We start from the raw sequence: 11,356 nt of genomic DNA on the forward strand, positions 1-11,356 counted from the left end.
AATCCTGAGGGAGCCACGCGGCCTCGCGCCATAAGGGTTCGCGGAATTTGGCGGCTGCTGAATTACCGGAGAATGCCGACGAAGTCATCGCATCCTGGCATTTGTCATTTAACCGACCTATCGTGCGATGTTTCGAGCTTTATTGACACACGTGGCCTTCATCCGTCGATCCACGTGGAGACGACATGTCTGGACCTGACGAACACAACGCCGTGGTCGTGGCCGAACTCGGGGCGATCGCGGGCCGCGAGATGTACCAACGCAACGCCTTCCGCGTCACCGGGCTGGAGACCGAGGCCGACGCCGCGGTCGTCCGCGGGCGGCAGCAGTGGATCAGCGCGGCGCGGTCGGCGGGCATGGGCGCCGACCTCGACGCGGACGAGGTGCGGGACGCTTTCGACCGGATCGGCGACGCCCCGCGGCGGCTGGTGCACGAGCTGTTCTGGCTATGGGACTCGCCGAAGGCCACCTGCTCGTGCGCGCGTTCGCTGCACAAGGATCACGACGTCGCCGTCCGGGCGCACAGTGCCGCGCTCGACCGGGAGGCGCGGCTGACCGCGCCGGACGGGGCCGGGCGGCGCGAGCTCGCCGACCTGTGGAACACGGCCGCGCGCGCCTGGTCGTCGGTGCTGGGCCGCGCCGACCTTTGGGATCATGTACGGCACCGCGTCCACGAACTGGACTCCCTCGACGCCTCCGCGCTCGAGCCGCTGCGCTCCGAGCTTCCTGCCTTCCTGGTGAAGCCGCTGGTGGAGCTGGCCGGCTCGGCGGAGGACCCGGCGCGGCTGGCCGCGATCGCCCGGTCGTGGCCGGTGCCGTCCCATGTGCTCGACGACGCGCTGAAGAGCGTCTCGGAGCCGCTGTTCCAGACCGTGCGGTCCCAGCTCGACCGGCCCGGCGATCCGGCCGCGAAGGTGGCCGGGGTGAGAGACACGGTCCTGCCCCTCCTGCGCCGGCTGGACGGTCTCTTCCCGCGCGGCCAGAACCGTCGCGCCGCCGGAGCACACGCCGAAGCCGCCAACATGATCAACGACTGCGCCCGCGAGCTGGTCAGCGCGTCCGCGCTGCTGGATGACGCAGCCGCCCGCGAATGGCTCAACCTGGCGCTGAGCATCGCCGACGACGACACCACGCGGCAGCTCATCACGAAAAGCCTGACCGACCTGGACAAGCTCGTCGAAACGCTGGACAACGTCGGCGAAGACGCCAGGCGACAGCTGGCGGCCGGACGGACCGACGCGGTCAGAGACGTGCTCCGGCGGCTGCTCGTCCAAGCCGGTGGCGGAGCCGGATCGGGCGCCCTGGCGGAGATGCTCGCCCAGGTGGAGAACCAGAGGCCGCTGGTCTGGCGCGCGGATCCGCGTACCCCGCCCACGCAAGGCCTGTCGGCCCGCGCGCTAAGATCAGGGGTGATCGGCACCTTCGCGGTGGCGGTGGTCCTGGCCATCGGCTGGATGTACGGCGTGGGCCCGACGCCGGCCCCCGTACGCCTCGGTACGACGAACACCGCCACCATGCCGCCCAGCACCCCGACGACCCCCGCAGGACCGAAGCCCGCGACGTTGTTCGCCGAACGCATGAGTGACAACGCCCCGGCCGGGACCTGCCTCGCCACCGAGGAGGGCTGGGACGACAGCGAGGACAAGTCGAGTGTTCCCACCGTGTCGTGCGACGAGCCGCATTGGGGGGAGGTCCTGGGCTATGTCCGCCTGGCCCGTGCTCCTTCGCGCTACCCCGGCGACGACCAGGTCACCGCGTTGGCGGGATTCCACTGCGGCCGGATGCTCGAACACCAGAAGCTCGCCGAAAGCCATGACTTCGACTACGTCATCCCCGTCCGGGCGTCCTGGAACGAGGGCGGGGAGGTGTACCAGAACTACGCCACCTGTGTGGCGGTGAGCATGGACGACAGCCTGATGGCCGCCGGCCGCGCGACCGAGCCCCGTGGGCCGGTGCCGGGCCGCGTGACGACCGTGATGAGCCTGTACGCGGCCAAGATCCGGGACAACGCGCCCGTGGGCACGTGCGTGCGTACCGAACGGAGCTTCGACACGATGATCTCGGTGTCCGTCCTTCCCTGCTCGCAGCCCCACTGGGGCAAGATCATCGGCTATCCGGTGTTGTACGGCAAAGGCAAGAAATGGCCGGGTCTGAACGCGCTCGTCGCGAAGGCGAGAGTGGCCTGCGAACGGCTGGCCGACGCGCGATCCGACGTCAAGTACGGCATCGGCTACAGCATCAACTACATCCGTCCTCTCAAACGGGTCTTCGCCGACAAGAGCAGGGTGCGCTACGCCACCTGCGTGCTGACCCGCACCGACAACCGGCTGATGAAGCGCTAGCCGGGGGCGGTGGGCATGCGTTCGCGGAGCGCGTCGACGAGGGTGCCGAGAGCGTGGCGGAAGGTGTGCTCGGCGGGGGTGGCGTAGCCGATGACGATGGCGGGCGGGGCGTTCTGCCGCTGGTGGTAGAAGGGCGACAGGCCCTCGACGTGGACGCCGCGGCGCTCAAGGTGGCCGAGCAGGGAAGCCTCGGATCCGGCCTGGTCGGGGAGCTGGAGCACGGCGTGCAGACCGGCGGCGATGCCCGACAGCCGCGCGTACGGCAGGCGCTCGGTGACGGCCTGGCCGAGAAGATCGCGCCGGCGGCGGTAGCGGGTCCGGCAGTGGCGGATGTGCCGGTCGAGTTCGCCGGTCTGGATGAGCCGGGTGAGGACGAGCTGGTCGATCACGTTGACGTAGGACTCGTCCCAGCGGGTCGCCTCCTGCAGCGGGGTGACCAGGCCGCCGGGCAGGACGAGCCAGGCGAGGCGCAGGCCGGGGGCGATGGTCTTGCTGGTGGTGCCCACGTAGATGACCCGGTCGCTTGCCATGCCCTGGAGCGCGCCGACCGGGCGGCGGTCGTAGCGGAACTCGCCGTCGTAGTCGTCCTCCACGATGAACCCGCCGGACCGCCTGGCCCAGGAGACGAGCTCGACCCGCCGGGCCGGGCTCAATGTGACTCCCAGCGGGTACTGGTGGGCGGGCGTGACGACGACGGCCGATTCGTCGGTGAGCCGGTCGACGATCAGCCCGTCATCGTCGACCGGTAGGCGCCGCGCCCGGTGTCCCAGCTGCTCGACGAGTTCGGGATAGTCCGGCTCGGTGGGATCCTCGAAGACGATCACGCTCCCGGCGCCGGCGTGGTGGCGCAGGACCTGGCACACCAGCCGCAGCGCGTGCGCGTACCCGGCGCACACCACGATGTGCGCGGGAGCGGCGGCGACTCCACGCGCCCGGCCGAGGTATTCGGCCAGCGCCTGCCGCAGCTCGACCGCGCCGCTCCGATCCCGGTAGCCGAACGCGGTGTTGGGCGCGGTCCGCAGGATGTGCCGCGTGGCCGCGAGCCACTGACGTCGCGGGAACACCGCGAGGTCGGGAAAACCCGACCTGAGATCGATCCCCGGTACGGCCGGCAGCGTCGCGTGCGACGGGCGTGGAGTCTCGACCGGCGGGGCGGGCTGCGGCGCCACCCGCAGGCCGGAGCGCGGCTTCGACTCCAGGTACCCCTCGGCGACCAGCTGGTCCAGGGCCTGGGTGACGGTGCCGCGCGAGACCCCGAGGTCGCTCGCGAGCGTCCGCGACGAAGGCAGCCGCGTCCCCGGTGGAAGCCGCCCACTGCGGACGGCGTCACGCAGCGCGACTTCGAGCCCGGCTCTCAGCCCTTCACCCGTGCTCGTCTGAAGATGAAGATCCAACCCCGATCTGGACCACTGAACTGCCATGGTTCTGGACTATAACCCTGGGCCAGATGCCATCTAGCGTCGAAGGCATGAGGCACCTCGCCACAGCCATCGGGCTCACGGAGTATTACCTCGGCCAGGCCGTCCCCGCAGCGCCGGAGGCGGTACCGGACCGATCAGACGGCGACCGGTTGTGGGGCATCGCCCGCTGGGCCAGACGCCTGGCCCGCCCGACGAGCCGCTGATCGCTTCTCGGGGAGGGCAGATGGCAGTCGGCGGCCGGCCACCCTGGTGGCAGCGGGTCCTCACCGCCCTGGCCGTGCTCGTCTTTCTGGCGATCGCGGGCATGATGGTCGTTCTGCTGGTCGCGGGTCCCGACTGAGGCCCCCGGGTCACAGGAGCATCCTGGTGAGGGCGGTTTCCGCCCATGCCTGCCAGGCGGCGTGAGTCCACCGGCGTTCCGTGACCAGCAGCGTGTAGGTCTCGGGGGACAGGATCGTGAGCGCGATGTCGGCGGCGATCTCCGGCTTCATGCCGTCGCGCAGCGGAGTCTTGCCCGCCAGGGCGCGGGCGAAGACCTGCTGCACGGCCAGGCGCTGCCTCAGGTTGGCCGCCCAGAGCTCACTCAGGTCGGGGTCGGTGGGCGCCGCGCTGCGTACGACGTCGAGCAGAGGCGCGGCGCGCAGGTAGATGTCACCCGCCCCGGCGGCCTGGCGGCGTAGCTGGCCGCGCGGGTCGGGGTCGGCGACCGCCTCCCGCGCCCACGGACGCTCCAGCGTGGGGATCGGCTGGTCGTCACCGGCGACGGCGCGGTCGAGCGCGGCGGCGAGGACGGCCTTCTTGGTGCCGAAGGAGTAGTAGATGGTCTGCTCGCTCACTCCGGCCGCCGCGGCGATCGCGCCGATGCTCGTGAGAGTGTAGCCGGTGCCGGTGAACAGGCCGGCCGCCGCCGCGACGACGCGCGCCCTTGTCGCCTGCGCCCGTGCGGTGCGGCCGTCCGTCCGCTGTGATCTTTCTCCCACCCGCTTGACTGTAGCACCACTACAAAAACATTCTTGTAGGAGCACTACAAAAATGAGGTGAGATGAACAGACGCGAAAGCATCAAGCTGGGCGCCCTGGTCGCCGTGTCGGGCACGGCCTTCGTCGCAGAGAAGGAGGTCCTGGTCACCGCCGACCTCATGTTCGACGGGCGGCGCTTCGTCGAGGACGCCGCGGTGCTCGTCAAGGATGGCAAGGTCGTGCGGGCCGGCCCGGCGCGGGCGGTGGGCGGGTCCTCGGCCCGCAGGTTCGTCCTGGGGGCGGCGACCATCGCGCCGGGGATGATCGACCTGCACGTGCACGCCACCCACAACCACGTGCCCTTCGACCGGATCCTGCGCCACGGGGTGACCACGATCCGCGACCTCGGCGGCCAGGTGCGGGGCGGCCCGCAAGGACCCGGGCGGCTGCGCTACCTGGGGTCCGGGCCGCTCGTCACCGCGCCTGGCGGCTATCCGATCCCCACGTGGGGGACGGGGCTGGCCGCCGTGGTCACCGGGGCGGACTCGGCTCGCCGTACCGTGTCCGAGCTCGTCGACCGGGGAGCGGCCGTGATCAAGATCGCGCTGGAGCCCGGAGGGGAGTCCGGGGCGCCGTGGGGCGGCGAGCACGCCTCGACGCCGCCACCGTGGCCGATGCCGTCGCCGGAGACGGTGCTCGCCGTGGTGCGCGAGGCGCACCGGCGCGGACGGAAGGTGAGCGCGCACATCGGCGAGCACCGCGGGGCCCGCCTCGCGCTGGCGGCGGGCGTGGACGAATGGGCGCACAGCCCGGCCGATCCGCTGCCGGCCGACCTGCTCAAGCAGGCCGTCCGGCAGGGTGTACGCATGATCGGCACCCTCGACACCCAGTCCCGGACCCAGGGCGCGATGAAGAACGCCAAGACGTTCGTCTCCCTCGGCGGCAGGCTGCTCTACGGCACCGACATGGCCCACCCCGAGATCCCGCACGGGTTCGACTCCCAGGAGCTCAGCCTGATGACGCACGCCGGGCTCACCCTGGAGCAGGCGCTGGCCGCCGCCACCTCGCTCGCCGGGGAGCACCTGGGGCTGTCTCCGCTCGGCACCCTGGCACCCGGCGCGCCCGCCGATCTCATCGCCGCCGCCGGTGACATCCGCAAGGGGCACGGCGGCGTGAAGAACCTAGAGTTCCCTCTACTCGTGATGGCCGGCGGGCGTGCGATCGTCACCCCCTAACCTCTCACGCCGGTGACTCTTGTCCCGCGCGAGCTTGCTCCGGATCACGAGTGCCATCCCGGCCAGCGTCAGCCCCATGCCGGCGACCTGCAGCGACGTCGGCGCCCCGGCCAGGTGCGACAGCGCCGAGCTGATCCCCACCAGCGGCGGTACGGCAAGGCCCAGCAGAGCGGAGTAGGACGGCCCCCCGGTCAGCAGGATGCGATGTTGAAGGAGGTAAACGGGCACGTAGATGACGATGCCCAGGACGACGAGCATGCCCAGCACCGTCCAGCTGACCCGCTCGCCGCCCGCGACGTCCGTGGCCGCCCACGCGGCCAGCGGCACCGTCCCGACCGCGAAGATCGGCAGGATGCGAGGCGCCATCGCCCCCTGGTAACCCCGGTTCGTCCGGCTGAAGTAGAGACCGTAGAAGGCCATGGAGAACATCGCCCCGAGCGCGACCAGCGCCCCGAGCGCCACGTCGTCGCCGAGCGTCCCCGCCAGCCGCGGAACCGTGTAGAGCACGGCGCCGCCGACGGCGATCACCGTTCCGGCGATCGTGCGTGGTGAGGGCCGGGTGCGCAGCATGACGCTCTCGGCGATCAGCACCACGGCCGGGGTCAGGGAGAGGGTCAGCGCGGGCAGCGCCGGTCCGGCGAGGCTGATCGCGACGGTCGAGAGCACCGTGTACGCGGTCACGCCCGTCAACGCCAGCAGCCCGATCTGCCACCACCGATAGCGCGCGGCCGGGGCGGCGGGCGACGCGGGGGCAGGCGTCCACCAGGTGAGCGCCAGCAGACCCAGCACGGTGAACGCCGTGCGGCCCGCCGACACGATCGCGGTGCTCGCGTCGCGCAGGGACGCCTCCACGACCAGCCAGGTTGAGGCCAGCAGGATGACCAGCGCGGCGGACTGCCAGATCAAGCGCCCTCTGCCACCGCTCACCGGGTGACGGTTTCGTAGACGGCGCAGGTGCGTTCCACCATGCGGCCGGCCATGAACAGCTCCCGGTGCCGGTCGCGGGCGCGGTCGGCCATGGCGGCGCCGCGGTCCTCGCGTGCCAGGACGTTCAGCGCGGCCCGTGCCAGCGCGTGCGGGTTGTCCGGCGCGACGAGCAGGCCGTCGACCTCGTGCCTGACCAGCTCCGGGATGCCGCCCACCGTCGTGGACACGATCGGGATGCCCGAGGCCATCGCCTCCAGGACGACGAGGCTGGCCGCGTCGCCGCGGGAGGAGGCCAGGAGCACGTCCGCGCCGATGTCGGCGGTCAGCGCGCCCGACACGCTGCCGTGGAAACGCACGTGCTCGGCGATCCCGAGAGCGGACACCAGCCTGCGGAGCAGCGTCTCGTCGGGGCCCGTCCCCACGAGGTGCAGCTCCGCGCCGGGCACCTGGCCGAGCATCAGCTCGAACGCGAGAACGGCGACGTCCGCGCCCTTCTCCGGCGACAGGCGTCCGCAGTACAACACCCGCGGCCCCGCGCCCGGCTCCAGCCGGAAGCCCGCCGGGGCCGGGACGTCGACGCCGTTCGGCACGTAGTGGACGCGGCCCGCGTCGCCGAGGAACTTGCCGATCACCCGCTGGGCGAACTCGGCGACCGCGATGACCGGGAAGTCCATGTCCATGGCCAGGGCGGCCTGGAGAAACGGGTCCACCGGGTTGTACATGTGCTGCGTGTACAGCAACGGCGCCCCGATCGCCCTGGAAAGCTCAGCGCCGCGGAAGCCGGCGTGCATCAGGTGGGCGTGGACCAGGTCCGGCCGCCAGGCGGACCCGACGGCGAGGAGGGCGGCGGGGTCGCCGGGCTCTCCCGCGGCCGGCACCGGGAGCAGGGTCGGGTCGACGAAGACGTCGGCCCCCGCCTCCCGGCAGTGCCCGGTCAGCACGCCGTCGCTCCCGGCCACCACGCCGACCTTCAGTCCGCGGGCGATCTGGTGGGTCACCTGGGTGGCGACGTGGCTGACCGTTCCACCGGTGGTGGGGCCGCACTGCACCAGATGCATGACACGCATGCGTTCGTGTCCTTTCCTGTCGGGTAGGGGGGTCAGCTGCCTTCGACGGAACGGGCCATGAGGGCGTTGCCCGCGGTGAGCCCGCCGTCGACCGTCAGGACCGACCCGGTGATCCAGGCCGCGCTGTCGGAGGCCAGGAAGCAGATCGACGTCGCGACGTCCTCCGGCTCCCCGACCCGTCCCAGCGGGTACCACTGTTTGAGCGCCTCGAAGGTGGCGGGGTTCTTGGCGATCTGCTCGTCCCACGCCGGGGTGCGGATGGTTCCCGGGCTGATCGCGTTCACCCGGATGCCGTGCCCGCCGTACTCCACGGCCAGCGAGCGTGTCAGCGAGACGATCGCCGCCTTGGCCGCGCTGTAGGAGGGGTGGCCGAAGAAGGCGAAGGCGTTCACCGAGACGACGTTCACGATCACGCCGTCGCCACGAGCCATCATCGCGGGCAGTGCCGTCTGTACGCAGCGCACCGCACCCTTGACGATCACGTCGAGGTCGGTGTCCCAGAGCCGCTCCGGCGCCTCGTGGAAGCGGGGCGGCACCGGACAGGCCACGATGGCGTTGTTCACCAGCACGTCCACCGGGCCGCCCAGTTGCTCCACGGCCGTGGCGAATCCCGCCGACACGCTCTCGGCGCTCGTGACGTCCAGCCGGAGACCGATCGCCCGGCCGCCGTCTGCGGTGATCTCCTTGGCCAGGTCGATCGCGCCGCTCTCGTCGACGTCGGTGACGGCCACCGCCGCGCCCGACGCCGCAAGCCGCCGGGCCGTCACCCGCCCGACGCCCCCGGCCGCGCCGGTCACCAGCGCCGCCCTTCCGCTCAGATCGAATCGGTCGTGCCGCCCGCTCATGCCGCCTCCACCTGTCCGTTGTCGAAGTAGGCGCGCAGCGACGCCTCCAGTTCGGGAACCCGCAGGACGGCGCCGCCGTTCCGTAACGAGCGGGTGGCCAGGTCACCGGCGGCCACCGCCGTACGCGCGTCCACCGGCGAGGTGTCCGTGCGCCCGCCCTCACGCACGAACCGGACGAACTCCTCGACCACCTTCTCGTCCGCCCCGCCATGCCCGCCGACCGGCCCCGGAATGTGGAACTCCGCGTCCCCGGCCGGGTCGTAGCCGCGCCGGCTCGAGTTCCAGACCCGGATCGTGCCGCCCGGCTCGTCACCGAAGTTCTCCAGCCGCCCGGCGTCGCCGATCACCGTGAAGGAGCGCCAGTAGTCGGGGGTGTAGTGACATTGCTGGTACGCGGCCAGCACCCCGTTGCCCAGACGCAGGTTCAGCAGCGCCAGATCCTCCACGTCGATCACCGGGTTGAGGTCACGCTGGCTCGACGGCGGCCAGTGTTCCAGGCTCAGCCAGTTGTCCGCCTTCGGCACTCCCGCCGCGCGCCGGGGCAGGTCGCCGTAGACGGTCAGCCCGCCCAGCGCCTGCACCTCCTCGGTGTGGCCGCCGACGATCCAGTGCATGGCGTCGAGGTCGTGGCAGGCCTTCTGCAGCAGCAGGCTGTTCACCTTGGACCGTTCGGCGTGCCAGTCCTTGAAGAAGTAGTCGCCGCCGTGGCCCACGAAATGCCGGATCCACACCGCTTTCGGGGTGCCGATCCGGCCCTCCTGGACGAGCCGGCGCATCAGGCGTACCACCTCCATGTGCCGCATGTTGTGCCCCACGTACAACCGGGAGCCCGACTCCCTGGCGGCGCGCAGCACGGCGTCGGCGTCCGCCACCGTCGTCGCCATCGGTTTCTCCAGGTAGACGGCCTTGCCCGCGCTCAGCGCGTCGATCGCCACCTGGGCATGGGTGTGGTCGGGGGTCGCCACCAGCACCGCGTCGACGTCGTCGCGGTCCAGCAGGCGGCGGTAGTCGGTCTCGGCGGCGTTCGCGCCGAAGAAGTCGGCCTCCGCGCGGAGGGTGGTCTCATCCAGGTCGCAGACGGCGGTGATACGCGATCCGCGGCCTGACTCGCGGTGGGCGGCGACGGCGAGGCTGCGCCTCTGTCCCAGCCCGATGGCGGCAATGCGGAGATCGTCCATGCTCTGTCGGCCTCTCCATACGTTGAGTCGTCAAGGCGTGGTTCCGTTGCGATCAAGATGCCTAATGATGATTGAAAAGACAAGACTTGAAGCGAGTTCGAGCACGAGTACGCTGTCTCCGCCACCAAATATGATGGAGTCCACAATTAGCGAAGGGGTGCCACCGGCCCGTTCTCCGGGTTGAAGAACCGCTGGTTGAGATGCTCCACGCCGAGGCAGACGGCCCCGATGGCCACGCATTCGTCCCCCAGCGTCGAGGCGCGCAGCTCGGGCGTGCGCAGGCACATCGTCTCCAGCTCGGCGCGGAGCGGCGGCATCAGGACGTCGGCCGAGCGGGAGAACCCGCCGCCGATGACGATCACCTGGGGGTCGACGGTCAGCGCCATGGCGGCGGTGGCCAGGGCGAGCACCTTGACGTAACGCAGCACCGCGTTGAGCGCGGCGGCGTCACCGCGCCGGGCCGCGTCGAAGACGGCCTGTCCCGAGTTTCCCGAGGTCAGCACGTCGCTGGAGTCGGCCAGGTGGAAGAGCGGGTGGAGGCCGATCTCGCCGGCGGCGCCGGTGGAGCCGCGCAGCGGGACGCCGTCCAGGATGATGGCCGCGCCGGCCCGGCGCCCGATGTGCAGGTAGACGATGTTGCGCGCGTCGCGGGCCGACCCGCGGCGGCATTCCGCGAGCGCGGCGAGGCGGCTGTCGTTGTCGACCAGGACCTCACCGGCCACCCGGCCGGTCAGGTGCTCGGCCAGGGGCACGCCGGACCAGTCGTGGATGGCGCGGGAGACGACGACGTTGCCCTCGTTGTCGACGTAGCCGGTGCTGCCGGCGGTGGTGATCCAGACGTCGGCCGGCGCGGTGCCGGTGGCGGCCAGGCACGCGTCGACGGCCCGGTCGACCGCGGCCAGGCGCTCCCGCCTGCTGTGCTTAGGGGTGATCGACTCGCGGGACACGTGCAGGACCTCGCCGTCGAGATCGCCGACGGCCGCCAGGACCTTGTGCGCCCCTATGTCGAGGCCGAGCACCCGGCCGTTCTCGGCACGGAAGCGGTAGCGGCGGGCTGGACGGCCCTTGCCGCCGCCGGTGCTCGGATCCATCTCGGCGACCCAGCCCATGGCGACGAGGTCGCGGACCACTTCCTTGATCGTCGCCCTGGCCAGCTCGGTGTGCCCGGCGAGCCGGGTGAGCGGGAGCGGTCCGGCCGTGCGCAGGGCGGAGACGACCGCGAGGGCGTTGAGCCGCCGCAGTCGCTGGAGGTCGCCACCGCTGACAGCGAGGGTCACTGCGTTGATCCCCTCTTGACGGTTATTAATTGTGGAGTCCACTATAAATGCGATTTCGGGGATCAGCGCCGGGAACGGCATCTTCGGCACGTCATCCCGCGGGAG

At 71.3% G+C, this 11,356-nt stretch carries 10 protein-coding genes; 3 read left to right on the plus strand and 7 right to left on the minus strand.

Annotation, left to right across the window (positions count from 1 at the left end; all coding sequences use genetic code 11):
- The first annotated feature begins 185 nt into the window (after positions 1 to 185).
- On the plus strand, positions 186 to 2,342 hold the full coding sequence (locus tag HNR40_RS46575) for a hypothetical protein (RefSeq protein ID WP_184973462.1): 2,157 nt from the start codon (positions 186 to 188) through the stop codon (positions 2,340 to 2,342).
- On the opposite strand, the gene pdxR is transcribed toward HNR40_RS46575, so the two are convergent.
- A complete protein-coding gene (gene pdxR, locus HNR40_RS46580) occupies positions 2,339 to 3,763 on the minus strand; it encodes a MocR-like pyridoxine biosynthesis transcription factor PdxR (protein WP_184973464.1) in 1,425 nt (474 codons plus the stop codon). The two genes, HNR40_RS46575 and pdxR, sit on opposite strands and share 4 nt — an antisense overlap.
- Before the next feature lie 47 nt (positions 3,764 to 3,810).
- Between pdxR and HNR40_RS46585 the strand changes: the two genes are divergently transcribed.
- On the plus strand, positions 3,811 to 3,966 hold the full coding sequence (locus tag HNR40_RS46585) for a hypothetical protein (RefSeq protein ID WP_184973466.1): 156 nt from the start codon (positions 3,811 to 3,813) through the stop codon (positions 3,964 to 3,966).
- Positions 3,967 to 4,113: 147 nt separating this feature from the next.
- Here HNR40_RS46585 and HNR40_RS46590 read toward each other — a convergent pair whose 3' ends face one another.
- The gene (locus HNR40_RS46590) at positions 4,114 to 4,743 is read right to left on the minus strand and encodes a TetR/AcrR family transcriptional regulator (protein WP_184973468.1); all 630 of its coding nucleotides are present in this window, start codon (positions 4,741 to 4,743) and stop codon (positions 4,114 to 4,116) included.
- Between the two features lie 62 nt (positions 4,744 to 4,805).
- Here HNR40_RS46590 and HNR40_RS46595 point away from each other — a divergent pair, with 62 nt between their 5' ends.
- Positions 4,806 to 5,957, plus strand: coding sequence for an amidohydrolase family protein (locus tag HNR40_RS46595; RefSeq protein WP_184973470.1), 1,152 nt, complete (start codon positions 4,806 to 4,808; stop codon positions 5,955 to 5,957).
- Here the strand turns inward: HNR40_RS46595 and HNR40_RS46600 are convergent.
- The 5 genes from HNR40_RS46600 to HNR40_RS46620 all read right to left on the minus strand — a co-directional run bounded on the left by HNR40_RS46600 (position 5,916) and on the right by HNR40_RS46620 (position 11,251).
- Positions 5,916 to 6,863, minus strand: a complete 948-nt coding sequence (locus HNR40_RS46600; protein ID WP_184973472.1) for a DMT family transporter — start codon at positions 6,861 to 6,863, stop codon at positions 5,916 to 5,918. The two genes, HNR40_RS46595 and HNR40_RS46600, sit on opposite strands and share 42 nt — an antisense overlap.
- Before the next feature lie 17 nt (positions 6,864 to 6,880).
- On the minus strand, positions 6,881 to 7,951 hold the full coding sequence (locus HNR40_RS46605) for a glycosyltransferase family 4 protein (RefSeq protein WP_184973474.1): 1,071 nt from the start codon (positions 7,949 to 7,951) through the stop codon (positions 6,881 to 6,883).
- Positions 7,952 to 7,983: 32 nt separating this feature from the next.
- Entirely contained in the window at positions 7,984 to 8,796 is an 813-nt protein-coding gene (locus HNR40_RS46610) for an SDR family NAD(P)-dependent oxidoreductase (RefSeq protein WP_184973476.1), read from the minus strand.
- On the minus strand, positions 8,793 to 9,974 hold the full coding sequence (locus HNR40_RS46615; RefSeq protein ID WP_184973478.1) for a Gfo/Idh/MocA family protein: 1,182 nt from the start codon (positions 9,972 to 9,974) through the stop codon (positions 8,793 to 8,795). The genes HNR40_RS46610 and HNR40_RS46615 overlap by 4 nt, the downstream gene beginning before the upstream one ends.
- A 146-nt stretch (positions 9,975 to 10,120) precedes the next feature.
- Positions 10,121 to 11,251, minus strand: coding sequence for an ROK family protein (locus tag HNR40_RS46620; protein ID WP_312896786.1), 1,131 nt, complete (start codon positions 11,249 to 11,251; stop codon positions 10,121 to 10,123).
- Between the last annotated feature and the right edge of the window lie 105 nt (positions 11,252 to 11,356).

Origin of the sequence: Nonomuraea endophytica (assembly GCF_014203235.1) — a bacterium.
Lineage (GTDB): Bacteria > Actinomycetota > Actinomycetes > Streptosporangiales > Streptosporangiaceae > Nonomuraea > Nonomuraea endophytica.

Excerpts from the sequence above, each read along its gene's own strand:
- HNR40_RS46575 (WP_184973462.1), top strand. The coding sequence starts at position 186 with ATGTCTGGACCTGACGAACACAACGCCGTGGTCGTGGCCGAACTCGGG.
- pdxR (WP_184973464.1), bottom strand. The coding sequence starts at position 3,763 with ATGGCAGTTCAGTGGTCCAGATCGGGGTTGGATCTTCATCTTCAGACG.
- HNR40_RS46585 (WP_184973466.1), top strand. The coding sequence starts at position 3,811 with ATGAGGCACCTCGCCACAGCCATCGGGCTCACGGAGTATTACCTCGGC.
- HNR40_RS46595 (WP_184973470.1), top strand. The coding sequence starts at position 4,806 with ATGAACAGACGCGAAAGCATCAAGCTGGGCGCCCTGGTCGCCGTGTCG.
- HNR40_RS46605 (WP_184973474.1), bottom strand. The coding sequence starts at position 7,951 with ATGCGTGTCATGCATCTGGTGCAGTGCGGCCCCACCACCGGTGGAACG.
- HNR40_RS46610 (WP_184973476.1), bottom strand. The coding sequence starts at position 8,796 with ATGAGCGGGCGGCACGACCGATTCGATCTGAGCGGAAGGGCGGCGCTG.
- HNR40_RS46615 (WP_184973478.1), bottom strand. The coding sequence starts at position 9,974 with ATGGACGATCTCCGCATTGCCGCCATCGGGCTGGGACAGAGGCGCAGC.